This window comes from Nonlabens sp. Hel1_33_55, from assembly GCF_900101765.1.
GTDB lineage: Bacteria > Bacteroidota > Bacteroidia > Flavobacteriales > Flavobacteriaceae > Nonlabens.
The window spans coordinates 2,332,078-2,350,340 of sequence record NZ_LT627735.1 but is presented as its reverse complement, the minus strand read 5'-3'; the positions used below and the strand labels follow the sequence as shown (position 1 = coordinate 2,350,340).

The window sequence follows — 18,263 nt, the reverse complement described above, 5'->3', positions numbered from 1 at the left end:
TTATTACAACTAATCTCAAGATATGGATACGACGGTAGCTGCTACTGGTACAGAAGGCCAAAAATGGGGTGGCGGCACACGACCACTCAACGCGAGTTATGGAAAGTTGATGATGTGGTTCTTCATCTTGTCAGATGCGCTTACGTTTTCTGGTTTTCTTGCTGCCTATGGATTTTCCCGATTCAAGTTTATCGAGGAATGGCCTATAGCAGATGAGGTGTTTAATCACTTCCCATTTATGCATGGTGTAGATGCGCCGATGTTCTATGTAGCATTGATGACGTTTATACTTATTGGGTCGTCAGTTACTATGGTACTAGCTGTAGATGCTGGGCATTATATGAACCGCAAAAAGGTTGCTTTTTATCTCTTACTTACAGTTATAGGTGGTTTGATATTCGTTGGTTCTCAAGCTTGGGAATGGAAGAATTTTATCGCTGGTGAATATGGAGCAGTCAAAACAAAAGGTGGTAAAATATTGCAGTTTGTTGACGCTCAAGGCGAAAGAGTAGCACTTGAAGAGTTTGTTACCGTTGGACCTAGACAGGTGCAACCATATGGTCAAAGCGAAGGGATATGGTATGAATCTTCTGGATATGAAAATGCTACCTACACACTATCTGAAGTACAACAAGGCTTTGCAGCGAGACCAGACCTATTAATTCGTACCCAACTTCTTCAAGTTAATGAAGAAACTGGAGCGTCTGAAAAGACTATTTTGTCTAGAGAAGAATCGCTTTTCAAATTAGATAATCAAGCAGTAAGTGTTGTGGAAGGTGCTAATCTGACTGAAAATGAATATGGAGCACCATTATTTGCAGACTTCTTTTTCTTCATTACTGGATTCCACGGTTTCCACGTATTTTCTGGAGTTATCTTCAACTTGATTATTTTCTTCAACGTTCTTTTGGGAACTTATGAGCGTAGAGGAAGCTATGAGATGGTAGAGAAGGTCGGTTTATACTGGCACTTTGTAGACCTTGTTTGGGTATTTGTATTTACATTCTTCTACCTCGTTTAATTTTTTAAGAAATCAAGATGGCAGATCACGCATCACACGCAGAACATAATGAACATAAACTAGCAATCTTTAGAGGCAAGTTGAAGTTCAAGAACAACGTCCAGAAAATTTGGGGAGTTCTTATTTTTCTTTCTCTCATAACTATTGTTGAAGTAGCATTAGGTGTTATTAAGCCTAATTTTCTTAATGGCGAATTTCTAGCTTTGAAATTTCTCAACTGGATTTTCATCATTCTTACATTAGTTAAAGCATACTACATTACTTGGGACTTCATGCACATGCGTGACGAGGTAAGTGGATTGAGAAGAGCCGTCGTCTGGACCGCTGTTTTCTTGATCATTTATCTGATCGCTATTCTTTTAGTAGAAGGTGATTATATCTATGAGGTTTACAAGAACGCCGCTGTAAGTTTTGACTTCTAGGCGATACTAACTACAAACATATTAAGGACGGTTTTTCCGTCCTTTTTTATACCTAAAGATGTCAGAAAAGAAAGATTCTTACGAGATCAAAAAAACGAATAAGGTTGCCAAGTATTTTGTTTTGGTAGTCTTGTTTGCTCTGCCATTAGTTGCTTATCTATTCTTTTTAGGTGGCAAACATCACTTTGATACGCTGCCGGTAATGAAGGAATCGGTTGGATCTCTAGAAAGTTTTAGAACGTTAGAAGGAGATCAAGTTCAACTACTGGATAGCGTTAGTGTAATTACCTTCTTGGGAAGTAAGCCTTATGATAGATTGGGATATGTTTCTAATATCAATGAGAAGATCTATAAGGAATTTCATGAGTTTGATACGTTCCAGATGATTTCGATCATTCCGCAAGCTGGTATTGCAGATATAGAAGAGATGCGTTCACAAATGCGTGGCACTACAGATATTGAAGACTGGCATTTTATTACTGCCACTGATGCTCAGATCAAGGAGTTTTTCAACACGCTTGATTCTGATTTGCAGCTCAATCCAGATCTTTCTTCCAATTTTGCCTTCATCTTTGACAAAGACGCCTCCTTAAGAGGTCGTGAGGCAGATGATGAAGACCCAGAACTTTATGGGTACGACACAGAAAGTGTAGCCGCATTGCAAAAAACAATGATCGATGACATGCGCGTCTTGCTAGCAGAATATAGATTTGCCTTCAAGAAAAATCGTGACGATCAAATAAAGGACGATGAGTAGAGAGAATAACACACCTTATTATATAGGATTAGGGATCATCATTTTGATCTTTGGATATTTTGCGGTTACCAACATTGTTGACTACATCCAGAAGGATAAAGTCGTGGATAGCAACCGCAGTGAAGATCGTGATCCAGTAGCAGACAAATTTCTCTATAAATTTAATAAGGTTCCAGACTTTGAATTTGTGAACCAAAATGGAGATACAGTAACTAATGAAACGCTTTTAGGAAAAGTGTACATCCTAGATTTTTTCTTCACAACCTGCCCTACGATTTGTACACCTATGAGCCGCAATCTGTCCATCGTCACAGACAAACTCTCTAAATATGATGATTATATGTCAGTGTCGATAAGCATTGATCCAGCTAACGACACGCCAGAAGTGTTGAAGGAATATGCAGCACGTTACCAGGCAAATGATTCTATCTGGCAATTTTTAACAGGCGATAAATTAGACACCTATAAATTAGCTCGTGAGGGCTTTAGTTCATTCGTTGGAGAAAGTGATGATCCAGCCATACGATTTGAGCATAGTGGTAATTTTGCTCTTGTGGATCAAGAAGGTTACATAAGATCTAGAAAAGACGCTTATGGCAACTGGATAAAAGTTTACAGTGGTATTGAAGAAAATGATTTTCCTGCAATGCTTAAAGAGATTACTGAAGATGCAGAAACCCTTTTAAATAAATAAACATGTTAGAAAAACGCGGCCCAGCCATCATTATCGCGATTTCAATAGTAGTTCCATTAGTGGTAGTGGTTCTTATGTTTATGCCAGAACGTTACAACTTCCTAGGTGTGGATTCTGGTTTGTTCCCTTTATTTCATGCCTTACTCAACGGTAGTACAGCATTGTTGTTAATTACTGGATTCACCTTAATAAAAAATGGAAACCGTACCGCACACCGTGCCGTTATGACCACGGCTTTTGTCATCAGTGCGATTTTTTTAGTGAGCTATGTCATATCAAAAATCAGCAACGAGCCGGTTCCCTATCCAGAAGACGCGCCACTGCGAGTTCTCTATCTTTTTATACTTGTCTCACATATTTTACTCTCTGCCATAATATTGCCGTTAGTACTTTATACCATGTATTTTGCATGGAATAAGAGGTTTGAACGACATAAGAAAATAGCACGATGGACCTTTCCTATATGGCTTTATATCGCCATCACAGGAGTTTTGGTTTACGTATTCATGCAACCCTATTATTAGATCAGGTGAAAAAGATTGTCATATTTACTGTAGTTCTTCTTTATTCCGCTTTCGCGAAAGCGCAATGTGCCATGTGCCGCGCCGTTATAGAAAGTGACGGTAGCAATGCCGAAGCTGAAGGTCTGAACAATGGGATTACTTATTTAATGATCTTTCCATATTTGCTAGTTGGAGGTATTATCTACATGATTTATCGCAGTACCACACGTAAAAAATTGAATTAACGGATTCTTAACAGCTATAGTGTAACTATTAGGTTTTTTTGGAGTCTATATAGCTGCACTCTCGTGCGCTGAAAAATTGATCCATGATTGAAATAAAAGACCTACACAAGTCATATAAAACGGGTAGCAACTCGCTACACGTTCTCAAGGGAATCAATTTTAATGTAAAAGAAGGTGAGTTGGTCTCTATCATGGGGTCTTCAGGTTCAGGAAAATCGACGCTACTCAACATATTGGGAATGCTGGATGAGGCAGATGAAGGCAGCTATACACTAGACGGCACACCCATCAAAAACCTCAATGAAAAGATTGCTGCAAAGTATCGCAACAAGTTCTTGGGATTTATTTTTCAGTCGTTCAATCTTATCAGTTACAAAAATGCCATTGATAATGTGGCTTTACCGTTGTATTATCAAAAACTTCCCAGAAAGGAACGTGAAGAACGCGCCATGCACTATCTAGAAAAGGTAGGACTTGCAGACTGGGCAGATCACTTGCCTAATCAACTATCTGGTGGACAAAAACAGCGTGTAGCTATTGCAAGAGCGCTTGCCAGTGACCCAAAAGTATTACTGGCAGATGAGCCAACAGGTGCACTGGATACCAAAACTTCTTATGAAGTGATGGACCTTATTCAAGGCATCAACGATGAAGGCCGTACCATTCTGGTCGTTACACACGAACCAGATATTGCTCAAATGACAAAACGTATTGTCAATCTCAAAGATGGTCGTATTATCGATGATACGCTGGTGGATCAAGTAAAAGCCATGAGTCATGTTTAATATAGAAAGCTGGCAAGAGATTTTTGAAACCATTCGTAAGAATAAACTACGTACGTTTTTAACTGCATTTTCTGTATTTCTCGGAATTTTTATTCTAGTGATCCTAATGGGTTTCTCCAACGGAATCGAGAACGGTGTAAAGTCAGAATTTGAAAGTGATGCCACCAATAGGATATCCATCCGAACCGGAATCACTACCAAAAGCTACAACGGACTCAACCCAGGGCGCAGGTTGCAATTGCGCAACGGTGATTATGATAATCTGAGTCAGAAATACGATGAGCAGATTGAATATAAAACTGGGACTTATTCTACATGGGGCGGACAAGTAAATTACCAGCAACAACAAGGTAATTACCGTATTGAAGGCGCTAATGCAGATCAGCAATTTATAGAGAACCAATCTATGGTTTCAGGTCGCTTTCTTAATCAGACAGATATTGATGAGAAGAAAAAGGTCGCCGTGATAGGTAACCAGATGAAGCTTGACCTTTTTAAGGATGAAAATCCTATCAATAAAACCATTCTATTAAATAATAATATCAACTTTCAGGTTGTAGGCGTTTATACAGATCCAGGCGGTAATCGTGAGGAATCTAGGTTGTTCATACCGTTAAGTACAGCGCAGCAGGTTTTCAACGCTGGTGATGATATAAGAAGCATTGCATACACCGTTAAGATGAGCGATAACTTTGACGAGGCTGTTGATTTGAGTATGGCCATGTCACAAGCGATCGATCAGGATTTGAGATCAAGATTTGCAGTAGCGCCAGATGATCGTGCTGCAGTGCGAGTCGATAATACATTGGAACAGGCGCAGAAAATTTACGGTCTTATCGATACGATAAGAGCCGTTTTTTGGTTCATCGGTATAGGAACAATCATTGCTGGAATTGTAGGAGTAAGTAATATTATGCTCATCATAGTAAAAGAGAGAACAAAGGAAATAGGAATCCGCAAGGCGTTGGGAGCACTACCTTCACAAATTACTGGAATGATTCTTCAAGAAGCTATTTTCATCACCGCGATCGCAGGGTTTATAGGATTGTTCGCCGGTGTCCTAGCCATGGAAGCTATAAGTCCACTAGTGGAAACTGACTTTCTTAAATATCCTAAAGCAGATTTAAGAACATCACTAACCACCGTGATACTTTTAATTGTTGCTGGAGCTATTGCTGGATATATTCCAGCGCGTAGAGCGGCAAACATAAAACCCATCGAAGCCTTAAGAGACGAATAATATGTTTAGCAAAGATCGTTGGAATGAAATATTAGAAGCGCTTAACGCAAATAGGTTTAGAACCTTTTTGACTGCGTTTGGTGTTTTTTGGGGTATCCTTATTTTGGTTTTGCTACTCGCCATGACAAATGGTTTGAAAACTGGAGTAAGTAAAGACTTTGGTGACTTTGCTACTAATTCCATGTTCATGTGGGCACAGAGTACCTCCATGCCTTATAAAGGTTTTGAAAAAGGCCGCCGCTTTGATTTGAAGATAGGTGATGTAGATGTCCTCAAACAGAAATTTCCACAACTTAAATATGTTTCCCCTAGATTTCGATTAGGCGGTTATCGTGGTGCCAACAACGTCACACGCAATGAAAAAACAGGAGCCTTTGAAATAAGCGGTGATTATCCAGAATTCATCAACCAGCAGCCCATGGATATTATCAAGGGCAGGTTTATTAGCTATTCAGATATTGACAATAATTTAAAGTCAGCGGTAATAGGCGTTGACGTTGTAAAAACATTGTACGATGTCGGTGTAGATCCTATTGGCACTTATATTTCCATTAATGGTGTGAACTTCAAAGTGGTTGGAGTATTCCAAAACCCAAATAGTTCTGGGGACACAGAAGAAGATGCCAATACCATTTATTTACCTTTTACCACGTTTGCCAAATCATTCAACTCTGGTGACAACGTAGGATTCATGGCGTTAACCGCTTACGATGGCTATAGCATCACAGAACTCAAACCACAAATTCTCGCAACTATAAAAGAACAGCGCAGCGTCCATCCCAATGATGAACGCGCTTTAGGTAATTATGATATTGCAGAACAATTTGCCAAAGTCAATGGTCTGTTCAACATTCTTTCATTTGTAGGCTTCTTTGTTGGCGGATTGATCTTGATCTCTGGTGGTATTGGAATCAGCAACATTATGTTGATCGTGGTAAAGGAAAGAACGAACGAAATAGGAGTACGAAGAGCCTTAGGTGCAACGCCTTGGGATATCAAAGCACAAATATTACAAGAAAGCGTCGTATTGACTCTAGCCGCTGGATTTGCAGGAATAGCTTTTTCTGCAGGAGTGATATGGATCATGAATACCATACTCGATAGTAGTGGTCCCGTAGAGAATTTTGCAAACCCAACAGTAAATATCAACGTGATTTTCATCGCATTGCTCATTTTAGTAATTGCTGGTTTATTGGCTGGATTTATTCCAGCTTCAAGAGCGACGCAAATGAAGCCTGTGGATGCACTTAGAACAGAATAAAATAATAGAAGACTAAACTAAATATAGAATGAAACGTAAAGGAACCATCATACTACTGTCCGTTATCGTGATCTCAGTTATCGCTGGAATATGGTACATCGTTGTAAAAGACCTGGAAGATCCAGTAGAATACTCTACAGAGATGCCAGAGCAGCGCACGATTGTAAAAGAGACTGTCGCTACAGGAAGTATTGTGCCTAAAGAGGAAGTTAATATAAAACCTAACATTTCAGGAGTTATAGAAACGATACATGTAGAAGCTGGAGAATATGTTGAGGCAGGTGACCTTATCGCAGATATAAAAGTGGTTCCAAATGTTAGTTCGCTAACTAGTGCCAAGAACAGCATCGCTTCTCAACGTAATGCTGTAGAGACTGCAAAGCTGGCTTTTGACAATCAGACTGCGATATATAACAGACAAAAAGAACTTTTTGACAAAGGTGTGATTGCTGCAAATGATTTTGATTTAGCTCAAAACAACTATAACAATGCTAGACAGCGTTATAGCCAGGAGCAAGTAGCTTTAAGAGGTGCCAGTCAGAATTATGATATCATACGTACAGGAACCACGGCAGGTCTTGGAGAATATGCTAATACCAATGTAAGAGCTACAGTTGCAGGAATGGTCCTTGACGTACCAGTGAAAGTTGGAAACCAGGTTATAGAAGCTAACAATTTCAATGAAGGAACAGCCATCGCACTTATTGCAGATGTCAATAAGATGATCTTTGAGGGAACCGTTGACGAATCTGAAGTTGGAAAAATCAAAGAAGGTTTGCCATTGGAGATTACTGTTGGAGCCTATGATAACAAAAGGTTCGATGCTATTCTTGACTATATAGCTCCCAAGGGAATTGCAGAAAATGGCGCTATCCAGTTTGCTATAAAAGGAACCTTGAAAAATACTGGGGACACTTCTTTCGTACGTGCAGGACTTAGTGCAAATGCGAGTATAATACTCGATAAGGTTACAGATGTGCTATCAATCAAGGAAGCATTGGTGCAATACGATCCAGAGACTAAAAAACCATTTGTTGAAGTAGAAACTGGCGATCAGGAGTTTGAGCGTCGTGAAATAGAGTTAGGCTTGAGCAATGGAATATTTGTAGAAGTCAAAAATGGTATCAATAAGACAGATCGAGTTAAGGTGTGGAATGCCCTTAAAGCTCCCATTGCTGCTGCAAATTACGGCGGTTAAAATTTCCTTGTAACAATTCCTATTATTCGGCTACCTATAGACATTATCAGATTATGAAGAATTTATTTTTATGCATAGCAGTTTTTGGTTGTTTCGCTTTCGCGAAAGCGCAAACACCTCAAGTATGGACGCTACAGGAATGCATCCAATATGCACTTGAAAACAATATCTCCGTAAAGTTAAGTGAGTTGGATATTGACGCTGCTGAGGTTGAAAAATTAAGCGCAGTAGGAAATTTTATTCCTAGCTTGAATGCCAACTCCAGCATTTCAGAAAATACTGGATTGAGTTTCAACCCGGTAACCAATAATGCTCAGACCACTACATTTCTATCAGTTTCTGGACGTATCAATGTAGGTTATACCCTTTTTGATGGGTTGAGAAATGTCAAGCAGTTGCAGCGTGCAAAAATGTCGCAATTAGCCAGCCGCTACAGACTAGATAAGATGAAGGATGATATTTCTTTATTTGTTGCAAATAATTATCTGGAAATATTGAATAATAAGGCAAACCTAAAAAGCCTTACTGCCCAAAACCTTGTTACCAAAGAACAAATTGATCGTACTCAACAACTAGTAGATGGCGGTCAATTGCCACGTGGTGATTTATTGGAAATACAGGCAACCAACGCATCAGAACAGCAGCAAATTATTCTTGCTCAAAATGCGGTGACTATTAGTAAGATTAGTCTTGCACAATTACTGCTCATTAAGGACTACGAGAATTTTGACATCGTCGATAGTGAATTTGAGGTCATTGATGAGGAAATTGCAGAAAAACCGGTCAATGATATCATTGGTGCAGCAGAAGCTACTCGTAGTGAAGTGCGCATTGCAGAACAGGACGTAGAATTAGCAAAGAAAGATTTGCAGATCGCAAAGGCAGCTAATTATCCTACTATATCTGCATTCTTTAGCTACGACACGAGATATACTGATGCTACATCATTTTCCCAGATTGTCGATCCAGACGATCCAGTGAGAATTGAACAAATAGGTGTTGTTCAGGAAACTGGCCAAGCTGTAATCAGTGAGATTCCTAACACAACGGCAGTGATCACTGGTGCTGATCCATTTTTTGATCAATTATATCAAAATGATGGTATTTCTTATGGTCTACAATTGAACATCCCTATCCTCAACGGTTTCAGCACGAGATCTAATATTGAGCGTAACAAGATCAATGTTGATCGCGCTGAATTTCAATTAGAGCAGGCAAGATTAGATTTAGAAAGCAATGTGTATCAAGCATATGTTGATGTACAAGGATCTAAAAGAGCCTTTGAAGCAGCACAGACCTCTTTAGAATCACAGGAACTTGCTTATGAATACGCAAGGGAACGTTATGATGTTGGACTTATAAATGCTTTTGATTTTAGTCAGAGTAAGTTGCGTTACGACAATTCCGTAATTAGTTTGAATCAAGCTAAATACGATTACATCTTTAGACTGAAGGTTCTGGAACTATATTTTGGTATTGATCCTAGCGAATTAAAATTATAAACATGAATAGAAAATTACTCATAGCACTTATTATTGTTGGAGTACTGGTCGTTGGATTTGTCGCCTTGAACCTTTTGGGCGTGATTGGGTCTTCTGATGAAGGCACTAAGGTAGAGACAATGATTGTCGAGCAAATGGACGTCACAGAGACTGTGAGCGCTACCGGTAAGATCAAACCAGAGATAGAAGTAAGTATCTCTCCTGAAGTTCCAGGAGAAATCATCGAACTTAATGTCAAGGAAGGTGAAGCCGTAGAGAAAGGTCAATTGCTTGTTATGATTAATCCAGATCTTTTAGAATCCAGCGTGAATAGATCGCGAGCAGGTTTATCTAATTCTAGATCGAATTATGCACAGGCTCAAGCCAGCCTCACCGAAGCAAAAGCCAATTTTGATCGTAGTTCACAATTATTCAAGAAAGGCGTGATATCGCAATCCGAATATGACACAGCTTTAGCAAACTTTGATCACGCCAAAGCATCAGAAAGATCTGCTTATTTTAATGTGCAAAGTGCAGCAGCTACAGTAAATGAAGCAGCCGATAATTTAGGTCGTACAAGTATTTATGCACCTATGACTGGTACAGTTTCACTTCTTGCGGTAGAGTTAGGAGAGCGTGTGGTCGGGACTCAGCAAATGGCAGGTACAGAGTTGCTACGAGTAGCAGATCTATCTCAAATGGAAGTTGAGGTAGACGTTAATGAGAACGATATTGTTAAAATAAATGTGGGCGATAAGGCTATTGTAGAAGTTGATGCTTATTTGAAAAAAGAATTTGAAGGTCAAGTAACTGAAATTGCAAACACAGCGACAGGAACTTTAACTGCAGATCAAGTGACGAATTTCAAAGTAAAGGTTAGAATTGTCGCAGATTCTTATAAAGATTTACTTGAAGGTAAACCAGAAAACTACAGCCCTTTCAAACCAGGAATGACCGCCACAGTAGATATTATTACCAAAGAAAGAAAGGATGCTATCGCTGTTCCAATTAGTGCCATTGTAGTAAAAACCGATACCACCAGTTCTTTCAAAAAGACTGAGGTTTCTGCTAATGCAGAAAAATTTGAATGTGTGTTCGTAGAAAAAAACGGAAAAGCACAATTAAAAGTTGTAAAAACGGGAATTCAGGATGACAAGAATATCGTGATTACTTCAGGATTAAAATCTGGAGAAACAGTTATCACGGGTCCATATCGCACCGTAACTGATGTGCTCAAAAGCGGCAAAACGGTTAACAGTAAAACTACAACTGATACCGTAAAACCTACAGAGACTGAATAAATCTTAAATGGCTATCATTCTTTGTCTGGAAACCACTTCTACTAATTGTTCAGTAGCACTTGCTGCTTTTGAAGCTGGTTTTGAAAACTCATTAAACATCAAATATTGTTTGGATCTCAAAGAGGATCAAAGTGACTCTTATGGTCATGGTGAGCGTCTTCATGTATTTATAGAAGAAATATTAGAACGCAATCAACTAACCACAAAAGATCTTAATGCCGTAGCGATTAGTAAAGGTCCAGGTTCTTATACAGGATTACGGATAGGAGTTGCTAGTGCTAAAGGATTGTGTTTTGCATTAGACATACCATTGATTGCTATAGATACTTTGCAGTCTCTTACTTTGCAAGTCCCAAAACCAACAAATACAATTATTCCTATGATCGATGCTCGTAGGATGGAAGTTTATACCGCCGTGTTTCAAAATCAGGAAAAGACAGTAGATACCTCTGCTAAAATTTTGGAAGAAGAAAGCTTTGATGAGCTTCTAAGCGCAGGAAATGTAACTGTTATTGGCTCCGGTGCTAATAAGTTCCAAGAACTCAACGAGGATCATACCAACATATATATAGACTGTTTGCCAAGTGCTTTAACGATGTGCGACCTAGCTATTCAAGCCTATAAAAAAAGCGATGTCGTTAATGACATCGCCTATTTTGAACCTTATTATTTGAAAGAGTTTAAATCTAATTAGATCATTCGTTGAGGTAATTTACGTCAGTCAGTCCAGTGTAATACCTCGCAACTCCTTTGAGACCTCTAAGATCGTTTTCAAATTTTATATTTTTAGTATCTATATAATCTTTAACCTCATCTGAAAATTCTTCAGACATGACACCAGTTATTTCTTTTTTATTGTTTTTTAATTCAATTGAACTCCCATTTTTATAAATTAAATAATACTGATTGAATGTTGAAAACCGGTTAGCATTGTAAGCACCAGGTTTCAAAACCTTAATTTTATGCAATCGCACCAAAAATGAATCATTTTGATAGGATTCTAAAATCTCTGCATAGGACTCTATTTTATCTTTCTCATGCTCAAATTCAATCCATCTAAATCTACGACCATCGATTAATATATCATATCGCGCAGAGCGTTCTAAATACTTTATATCATTTACATCATTGTACTCTAAAATCATCAAGTCTGTGAGTAAATTATAATTGAGAGAGTATTCTTTTTCTTTCATTGAACTTCCCTCAACTACAATTGCTTTCTGAAAGTCTTTATAGAGATACGGATTACCTTTAATATCTTGTGGATCAATAATGTGAATCAACAAAGGCTCTTTTGACCAATGCATATTGCTCGCCCAACCGCCATTCATTGGAGTTGATAGTTGTGCGGTGCAAATTTGGGATTGACAAAACAATACCAACATTGTAAATATTAGGATGTTTTTGATTTCGATGTTTTTCATATCGTATTATTTTATAGTAATAAATTTAGAGTACTATTTTATAATATGAAGTTATAATTCTTAGTTTACTTCAAAGGTAATTTTTACGTTAACTCTGTAATCTGTTATCTTATCGTCCTTCACATGCGCGCTTTGCTCATTAATGTATACAGACTTAATATTCTTTACGCTTTTTGCTGCATGAGATACCGCTTTTTGTGCTGCATCTTCCCAGCTTTTTTCGCTATTTGCTAATACTTCTATTACCTTTAAAACTGCCATGATATTTTATTTTTGATTATTATACTTTAAGATAAAGTAATTAAACTTAGATAAGCAATGATTAACAGTAAGTTACAAAAAAACCTGCCTTAGGCAGGTTTTTTATTTAATAGAAAATAATTAGTCCAAACTTGCGTAATATCTAGCGACTCCTTTCACTCCTCGATAAGTATCATCAAATTCAACATTCTTATCTGAAATGAAAGATGAAAGAATTGACTTTTTATCTTGAGGTATATCATTCAGAATTCGTTTGTCATCGTTTTCTAGTTTTATAGCTATACCATTTGCATTAATAAGGTAAAAGTTATTGACATCGGTATAACTTTTTCGACTTGAACTAGGATTGCTAACTTCTTTTGATCTCCTTAAGGCTAAGAAACTATTATTTTCAAAAGATTCTAATATTTCAACGTAAGAATTGATCTCTTCTTTATTATGAGTAAAATTTATGTATCTGAATCTTTTACCATCCATTAACACATCAAAATTCCATGCTCTTGGCAGTAATTCAATTTCCGCATTATTTGCTTTCGTATCATCTACAATCTTCATAAAATCTGCAAAAGCATTATAATTGAGATTGAGCTCTATCGCATCTTCTTCAGGATCGTTAAATATAAGTTGCGCTTTGATAGCTTCTTGAAAAAGAAAAGGAGAACCATTAATATTTTCTGGCTCTGTAATTTCTTTTAAGGTTGAGTTTGAATTCCCTAAATTGTTTCCCGAGTGCCAGATGGTGTTTGTTCTTGAGCCAGCGGGAAATTGACCTTTAGTAAAAACTTGGGCAATTAATTCATGAGAACTCGCGAAAAGGATCAAAAAACTTAAACTTAATAGATTTTTCATAATTGTTTATTTTAATGGAAAGAACCTCAAATGATCCGCCTCTGGTTAATATTTATTACAATAAAATAATATCGATGAGCAATACTTATTTGATACTGCTATAATATTTAGCAACACCTTTCAACCCTCGTAAATCATCATCAAAGCGTATATTATTTTCCTTGATGTAATTCTTAACTTTTTTCTCTGCAGCCCCAGACATTTCATCCATCACTTTTCTTTTGTGATTTTCCATTTCAAAAGCATAGCCATCCCTGTCAATATAATAAAAGACATCATTTGATTTCAACCGAGCATTTTTAGGCGTTGAATAAGTAGAACCTGAAGATTGAGCTTGTTGAATCTCTTGGGAACGGCGTAAAACTAAGGCATCGCCATTTTCATAAACGTCTAAAATTTCTACATAATTATTAAAAACTTCGCCATCAGCTTCAAAGCTCATATATCTAAAGTTTTTGTTGCCCATTACCACTTCATAATTTGCTCCTTTAGGAAGTGCCTTGACTTCGCCAGTATCCTCGTTGCTATCTGACATTTTCATCAAGTCAGCATAAATATTATAATTCAAATTATACCTTATTGGCTCCTGATCAGAATTGAGGAAATAAATTTCTGCAGGCATGTAAGTTTCAAAAAGGAAAGGAGTTCCATCAACACCTACAGGTTCGGTGGCATCTTTAGAAGTCAACTGTGAATTTTGAAATGTTTGTAAATCTACTTGAACCCCATTGGAACTTATACCTTGACTAAAACCAGTCGTTGCACCTGACGCTGTTTGCGCATGAAGTATCAAAGAACCTAAAATTGCTACACTAGTTAAAAGTATGATCTTTGTTTTCATAATATCTCGAATTTTATATAGGAATATTAAACATAAATCATGCCAAGGCAAGTTCATTTAACTACCCATTAACAGCAATCACTCGCTCTATCTTACCGGGAATCATCTCTTTAAGCATGGTCTCAATACCGTTTTTTAAAGTCATTGTAGAACTAGGGCAACCGCTACAGGCACCTTGTAATATCACATTCACTTCCTGTGATTCCTCATTGTAGCTTTCAAAAGCAATATTACCGCCATCGCTGGCTACTGCTGGTCTGATATATTCATCAAGAATCTCAACGATCTTTTTGGAAACCTCGCTTAAGTTTTCAAATTTAGGCAAACTCATTTCCTCACCTTTTTCTTTAGATGTTCCTGCACTATATTTTGAAACACCTACTTCACTTCCGTTTTCAATGGATTCTTTAATGAATGATCTAATCTCATTGGTAATTTCAGGCCATTCCACGATATCATGTTTTGTGACGGAAATGTAGTTCTCATCGACAAATAATTCCTTAATAAAAGGAAAGGAGTACAGCTTTCGCGAAAGCGAACCAGATTCAGTATCCTCAATCGTTTTGAACTCTTGAGTAGTTACCGTTAATTTTTTGTTGGCCACATATTTCATAACCGAAGGATTTGGCGTTGCCTCTGCGTAAACAGTTACCGGAACCTTTTTGACTTCACCTTCTTCAGGTAGCAATGGTTTGTCACCATTGAGATATTGCTCTATTTGTTGCGCCACTTCATCCTGAACATCGCTCCACTCAACTATATCGTAGCGTTCAATCGCGATAAAATTCTGAGCTATATATACGGTTTTCACAAACGGCAGATAAAATAACTGCTGTGCCAGCGGCGATGGCTTTGCCTCATCGATATTTTTAAACTCGTAGCTGTGGTTCTTTACAAGAAACTGATTGCTTTCAAATTTAACAATGGATTCATTTGAGGTGGAAACAACTTTAATGGTATGTGTACTCATAGCTTAATTTTTACTGTTTACAAAGATAGTGGCATCTGTTGTCAAAAAGGGTTAATTACAAATGCATTCATTTATGGCTCAATGGTCAAATACAATCGTCAAGGGTGATCGTACCTGATGCAGTTTTGTTCTCATTATATGATATATTTGAACCAATAGAAATAGAGTCCTAAATGTGATGGTTGAAATGAAACAATTACAATTAGGTGACGTTATTTCTACAGAATCTACTTGATGAAGCATTTTTTATTTTTCCTTTCTTTCGTCTGTTTTTTCAACTTGAGCGCCGCTCAGGAAGGTATTCCCGTATATCAGGATTACTTGATGGATAATTTATATCTATTACATCCATCCATGGCAGGTGCCGCAAATTGCGGTAAGGTAAGAGCTACAGCAAGACAACAGTGGTTTGATCAGGAAGATGCTCCCAACTTACAGACGCTTAGTTTCAATACTGCCATAGGTCAGAATAGTGGTATAGGTGCAATTGTATTTAACGACAAGAATGGTTACCACTCACAGACTGGCGCTTACTTATCGTATGCGTACCACTTGCAAGTAGGTGGTGGCTATGAAGATTTGAACAGACTTTCCTTTGGAGCAAATGTCGGTCTGGTGCAGAGTAGACTTGATGAAACTAATTTTGATCGAACAAATTTTGACCCGATCATCACAGGTGTTTTAGTCAGTGACTCTTACTTCAATATTGATTTTGGAATGTCTTACTTATACAAAGACTTCTTTATCCATGCTACATTGAAGAACCCTATTTTCCAAAACCGCGAGATCTACTCTGAAGGTTTTGAAAGTACAAATCAGCTGCGCTACGTTGTGAACGCTGGTTACCTAATCGCGCCGCGCAAGTCTGACTGGCAGTTTGAGCCATCTGTATTGTACCAGCGTACAGACCGTACTAAGGAGCAATTCGTAGACCTTAATGCAAAAGCATTTTATGACCTGAATGAAGGAACCACGCTTTACATGGGTCTTTCTTACCGTCAAAGTTTTGAAGGTGCAGAATTTCAGGATGGAACTGATATCCAGCAACAAAACCTTTCTTTGTTGTCACCATTTATTGGAGCCAAGTTTGACAGTTTCACCGTTGGATATACCTACAGCCAGCAATTCGGTGATGTGCAATTTGCCAGTGGTGGTTTCCACCAGATCACTCTTGGGATCGATTTCTTATGTACTAAGGATCGCTGGAGTTGTAACTGTCCTGCTGTCAATCTATAAGACGTATCATTTTGTCTGAAACCAGAAAACTTCTGAACGACGAGCTGGATAGATTGTCACCAGACCGCTTTCGCGAAAGCGAAAAAACACCACTCATCATCGTTCTAGACAATGTCCGTAGTTTGAATAATGTGGGTAGCGTTTTTCGCAGTGCAGATGCCTATCGTGTTGAGAAAATCTACTTATGCGGTATAACAGCGCAACCACCACATCGTGAGATACGCAAAACCGCGCTAGGTGCTACAGAATCTGTCGCATGGGAATATGCGGAAGAAACTATTGATGTGGTCCATAAACTAAATCAGAATGGTTACACGACATGCGCCATCGAGCAAGCAGAGCGCTCCCAAAATCTCTTTCATTTCTCACCTTCAAAAAATGAAAAAGTAGCTATTGTTCTAGGTAATGAGGTCAAAGGCGTACAGCAGGAAGTGGTAGATGTTTGTAAAGAAGTAATTGAGTTGGACCAATTCGGCACCAAGCATAGCTTGAATATTGCCGTTTGTGCAGGGATTGTAATCTATGATATCTTCAATAAGATCAGTCCGTTGCGATAGCAGCACTAATCTGCTCTAACACCTTAATATAATCTGCCTGATTATTCACAAAGTCCAGATCAGTCACGTCGATGACTTTAATTTTGAGATCTTTCTGTGATCTTATAAAGTCTGAATAGCCTTGCTGAATTTGAGCCAAATAACTCGCCTCAATATTTTGTTCATAGTCGCGTCCACGTGTTTTGATGTTTTCAAGCAGTCGCTTTTCAGTTTGATATAGGTAAACGTAAAGATCTGGTTTGACAAGTTCTTTATACATCATATTGAAAAGTCGCTTGTAGAGCGCGTACTCTTCCGCTTGTAAAGTGATCTTGCTAAATATCAAGGACTTTATCACGTAATAATCGGCTACTGTGAAGTTGGCAAATAGATCGTGTTGCGCCACATCATCGCTTAGTTGCTGGTAGCGATCTGCAAGAAAAGACATCTCTAGCGGGAAGCTGTAACGCTCCTTATCTTCATAGAACAGCGGCAAAAACGGATTGTCAGCAAAACGTTCCAAAACACATTTCCCTTTAAAATCCTCGCTTATTTTATGTGCCAGACTGGTTTTACCAGAACCTATATTCCCTTCAATCGCTATGAAGTTAAGTTTATCAATAGGAAATCTGTTCAGCGCAAGTAGGTTGCTATTTAAACTCTCTTCGGATTCTACAATGGCCTCTTCTGAAGTTACCTTTCGCGAAAGCGATATTCCACTTTCCTCAACCACATGTTCCAGCTCCTTTGAAAAGCCAAGCGACGCAATGGATTTCTTCAAAACTGGATGCTCAACATCAGCGGCAATAACGCTTAACGGCTTCATAACAAAATCGCGATCGACCATGTGCGGATGCGGTATTATCAATCGATCCTCATTAAGGATCAAGTCATCAAACAGCAATATATCTAGGTCGATCACCCTATTTTCATAGTCTTTTCCAGTTTTTGGCTGCCGGCCCATGGATTGTTCAATGCCTTGAAGGATCTCTAGGGATTCGGTTGGAGTTTTAGCCGTGTGAACCAGAATACAACTATTCAAAAAATCATCACCGTCAAAACCCATCGCAGGAACCTCATAGACTGGCGCGACCTTTATGATGAGCCCAAGTTGTTGCTCAATATAGTCAACCGCCGTGCAAAGGTTCTCAAACCTGTCGCCCAGATTACTTCCTAAAGCAATGAAAATCTTATGATTATGGTGTAGCGTGATGGTTATTACTTTTGCAGCAAATTAA

At 38.3% G+C, this 18,263-nt stretch carries 21 protein-coding genes; 15 read left to right on the top strand and 6 right to left on the bottom strand.

The genetic code is table 11. The features are described from left to right. Positions 1 to 22: 22 nt before the first annotated feature. The 13 genes from BLO34_RS10510 (at position 23) to tsaB (ending at position 11,602) form a co-directional block, all read left to right on the top strand. Entirely contained in the window at positions 23 to 1,021 is a 999-nt protein-coding gene (locus tag BLO34_RS10510; RefSeq protein WP_090755141.1) for a cytochrome c oxidase subunit 3, read from the top strand. Between the two features lie 17 nt (positions 1,022 to 1,038). Further along, positions 1,039 to 1,443, top strand: coding sequence for a cytochrome C oxidase subunit IV family protein (locus BLO34_RS10505; protein WP_090755139.1), 405 nt, complete (start codon positions 1,039 to 1,041; stop codon positions 1,441 to 1,443). Between the two features lie 58 nt (positions 1,444 to 1,501). Next, on the top strand, positions 1,502 to 2,200 hold the full coding sequence (locus BLO34_RS10500) for a membrane or secreted protein (protein ID WP_090755137.1): 699 nt from the start codon (positions 1,502 to 1,504) through the stop codon (positions 2,198 to 2,200). Further along, positions 2,193 to 2,894 (top strand): SCO family protein, encoded by a 702-nt coding sequence (locus tag BLO34_RS10495; RefSeq protein WP_090755135.1) that lies wholly within the window; start codon positions 2,193 to 2,195, stop codon positions 2,892 to 2,894. Before BLO34_RS10500 ends, BLO34_RS10495 begins: the two co-directional genes overlap by 8 nt. Before the next feature lie 2 nt (positions 2,895 to 2,896). Then, positions 2,897 to 3,418, top strand: a complete 522-nt coding sequence (locus tag BLO34_RS10490) for a DUF420 domain-containing protein (RefSeq protein WP_090755133.1) — start codon at positions 2,897 to 2,899, stop codon at positions 3,416 to 3,418. Positions 3,419 to 3,423: 5 nt separating this feature from the next. After that, positions 3,424 to 3,642, top strand: coding sequence for a hypothetical protein (locus BLO34_RS10485; RefSeq protein ID WP_090755131.1), 219 nt, complete (start codon positions 3,424 to 3,426; stop codon positions 3,640 to 3,642). A gap of 83 nt (positions 3,643 to 3,725) precedes the next feature. Then, a complete protein-coding gene (locus tag BLO34_RS10480; protein ID WP_090755129.1) occupies positions 3,726 to 4,427 on the top strand; it encodes an ABC transporter ATP-binding protein in 702 nt (233 codons plus the stop codon). Then, the gene (locus BLO34_RS10475; protein ID WP_090755127.1) at positions 4,420 to 5,667 is read left to right on the top strand and encodes an ABC transporter permease; all 1,248 of its coding nucleotides are present in this window, start codon (positions 4,420 to 4,422) and stop codon (positions 5,665 to 5,667) included. Before BLO34_RS10480 ends, BLO34_RS10475 begins: the two co-directional genes overlap by 8 nt. 1 nt (position 5,668) lies before the next feature. Continuing rightward, positions 5,669 to 6,928 (top strand): ABC transporter permease, encoded by a 1,260-nt coding sequence (locus BLO34_RS10470; RefSeq protein ID WP_090755125.1) that lies wholly within the window; start codon positions 5,669 to 5,671, stop codon positions 6,926 to 6,928. Between the two features lie 28 nt (positions 6,929 to 6,956). After that, positions 6,957 to 8,126: an efflux RND transporter periplasmic adaptor subunit gene (locus BLO34_RS10465; protein WP_090755123.1), complete on the top strand. Its 1,170-nt coding sequence runs from the start codon at positions 6,957 to 6,959 to the stop codon at positions 8,124 to 8,126. A gap of 53 nt (positions 8,127 to 8,179) precedes the next feature. Further along, positions 8,180 to 9,628 (top strand): TolC family protein, encoded by a 1,449-nt coding sequence (locus tag BLO34_RS10460; RefSeq protein WP_090755121.1) that lies wholly within the window; start codon positions 8,180 to 8,182, stop codon positions 9,626 to 9,628. Positions 9,629 to 9,630: 2 nt separating this feature from the next. Then, complete coding sequence (locus BLO34_RS10455) at positions 9,631 to 10,908, top strand: efflux RND transporter periplasmic adaptor subunit (protein WP_090755119.1); 1,278 nt, start codon at positions 9,631 to 9,633, stop codon at positions 10,906 to 10,908. A 7-nt stretch (positions 10,909 to 10,915) separates the two neighbouring features. After that, on the top strand, positions 10,916 to 11,602 hold the full coding sequence (gene tsaB / locus BLO34_RS10450; protein ID WP_090755116.1) for a tRNA (adenosine(37)-N6)-threonylcarbamoyltransferase complex dimerization subunit type 1 TsaB: 687 nt from the start codon (positions 10,916 to 10,918) through the stop codon (positions 11,600 to 11,602). A 1-nt stretch (position 11,603) separates the two neighbouring features. Here tsaB and BLO34_RS10445 read toward each other — a convergent pair whose 3' ends face one another. The 5 genes from BLO34_RS10445 to BLO34_RS10425 all read right to left on the bottom strand — a co-directional run bounded on the left by BLO34_RS10445 (position 11,604) and on the right by BLO34_RS10425 (position 15,253). After that, entirely contained in the window at positions 11,604 to 12,332 is a 729-nt protein-coding gene (locus tag BLO34_RS10445; RefSeq protein WP_157686766.1) for a hypothetical protein, read from the bottom strand. A 60-nt stretch (positions 12,333 to 12,392) separates the two neighbouring features. After that, on the bottom strand, positions 12,393 to 12,593 hold the full coding sequence (locus BLO34_RS10440) for a dodecin family protein (RefSeq protein WP_090755113.1): 201 nt from the start codon (positions 12,591 to 12,593) through the stop codon (positions 12,393 to 12,395). Between the two features lie 120 nt (positions 12,594 to 12,713). Beyond that, positions 12,714 to 13,442, bottom strand: coding sequence for a hypothetical protein (locus BLO34_RS10435; RefSeq protein ID WP_090755110.1), 729 nt, complete (start codon positions 13,440 to 13,442; stop codon positions 12,714 to 12,716). A gap of 85 nt (positions 13,443 to 13,527) precedes the next feature. Continuing rightward, on the bottom strand, positions 13,528 to 14,283 hold the full coding sequence (locus tag BLO34_RS10430; RefSeq protein WP_090755108.1) for a hypothetical protein: 756 nt from the start codon (positions 14,281 to 14,283) through the stop codon (positions 13,528 to 13,530). Positions 14,284 to 14,344: 61 nt separating this feature from the next. Beyond that, positions 14,345 to 15,253, bottom strand: a complete 909-nt coding sequence (locus BLO34_RS10425) for a NifU family protein (RefSeq protein WP_090755107.1) — start codon at positions 15,251 to 15,253, stop codon at positions 14,345 to 14,347. A 234-nt stretch (positions 15,254 to 15,487) separates the two neighbouring features. Here BLO34_RS10425 and BLO34_RS10420 point away from each other — a divergent pair, with 234 nt between their 5' ends. Then, the gene (locus BLO34_RS10420) at positions 15,488 to 16,489 is read left to right on the top strand and encodes a type IX secretion system membrane protein PorP/SprF (protein WP_090755105.1); all 1,002 of its coding nucleotides are present in this window, start codon (positions 15,488 to 15,490) and stop codon (positions 16,487 to 16,489) included. An 11-nt stretch (positions 16,490 to 16,500) separates the two neighbouring features. Further along, on the top strand, positions 16,501 to 17,046 hold the full coding sequence (locus tag BLO34_RS10415) for an RNA methyltransferase (protein ID WP_172823969.1): 546 nt from the start codon (positions 16,501 to 16,503) through the stop codon (positions 17,044 to 17,046). On the opposite strand, the gene folK is transcribed toward BLO34_RS10415, so the two are convergent. Next, the gene (folK, locus tag BLO34_RS10410; protein WP_090755103.1) at positions 17,030 to 18,238 is read right to left on the bottom strand and encodes a 2-amino-4-hydroxy-6-hydroxymethyldihydropteridine diphosphokinase; all 1,209 of its coding nucleotides are present in this window, start codon (positions 18,236 to 18,238) and stop codon (positions 17,030 to 17,032) included. The genes BLO34_RS10415 and folK overlap by 17 nt on opposite strands. Between the last annotated feature and the right edge of the window lie 25 nt (positions 18,239 to 18,263).

Excerpts from the sequence above, each read along its gene's own strand:
- BLO34_RS10455 (WP_090755119.1), top strand. The coding sequence starts at position 9,631 with ATGAATAGAAAATTACTCATAGCACTTATTATTGTTGGAGTACTGGTC.
- BLO34_RS10445 (WP_157686766.1), bottom strand. The coding sequence starts at position 12,332 with ATGAAAAACATCGAAATCAAAAACATCCTAATATTTACAATGTTGGTA.
- BLO34_RS10425 (WP_090755107.1), bottom strand. The coding sequence starts at position 15,253 with ATGAGTACACATACCATTAAAGTTGTTTCCACCTCAAATGAATCCATT.
- BLO34_RS10440 (WP_090755113.1), bottom strand. The coding sequence starts at position 12,593 with ATGGCAGTTTTAAAGGTAATAGAAGTATTAGCAAATAGCGAAAAAAGC.
- BLO34_RS10490 (WP_090755133.1), top strand. The coding sequence starts at position 2,897 with ATGTTAGAAAAACGCGGCCCAGCCATCATTATCGCGATTTCAATAGTA.
- BLO34_RS10460 (WP_090755121.1), top strand. The coding sequence starts at position 8,180 with ATGAAGAATTTATTTTTATGCATAGCAGTTTTTGGTTGTTTCGCTTTC.
- BLO34_RS10500 (WP_090755137.1), top strand. The coding sequence starts at position 1,502 with ATGTCAGAAAAGAAAGATTCTTACGAGATCAAAAAAACGAATAAGGTT.
- BLO34_RS10435 (WP_090755110.1), bottom strand. The coding sequence starts at position 13,442 with ATGAAAAATCTATTAAGTTTAAGTTTTTTGATCCTTTTCGCGAGTTCT.
- BLO34_RS10495 (WP_090755135.1), top strand. The coding sequence starts at position 2,193 with ATGAGTAGAGAGAATAACACACCTTATTATATAGGATTAGGGATCATC.
- tsaB (WP_090755116.1), top strand. The coding sequence starts at position 10,916 with ATGGCTATCATTCTTTGTCTGGAAACCACTTCTACTAATTGTTCAGTA.
- BLO34_RS10510 (WP_090755141.1), top strand. The coding sequence starts at position 23 with ATGGATACGACGGTAGCTGCTACTGGTACAGAAGGCCAAAAATGGGGT.
- BLO34_RS10430 (WP_090755108.1), bottom strand. The coding sequence starts at position 14,283 with ATGAAAACAAAGATCATACTTTTAACTAGTGTAGCAATTTTAGGTTCT.
- BLO34_RS10505 (WP_090755139.1), top strand. The coding sequence starts at position 1,039 with ATGGCAGATCACGCATCACACGCAGAACATAATGAACATAAACTAGCA.
- BLO34_RS10470 (WP_090755125.1), top strand. The coding sequence starts at position 5,669 with ATGTTTAGCAAAGATCGTTGGAATGAAATATTAGAAGCGCTTAACGCA.
- BLO34_RS10480 (WP_090755129.1), top strand. The coding sequence starts at position 3,726 with ATGATTGAAATAAAAGACCTACACAAGTCATATAAAACGGGTAGCAAC.
- BLO34_RS10420 (WP_090755105.1), top strand. The coding sequence starts at position 15,488 with ATGAAGCATTTTTTATTTTTCCTTTCTTTCGTCTGTTTTTTCAACTTG.
- BLO34_RS10475 (WP_090755127.1), top strand. The coding sequence starts at position 4,420 with ATGTTTAATATAGAAAGCTGGCAAGAGATTTTTGAAACCATTCGTAAG.
- BLO34_RS10465 (WP_090755123.1), top strand. The coding sequence starts at position 6,957 with ATGAAACGTAAAGGAACCATCATACTACTGTCCGTTATCGTGATCTCA.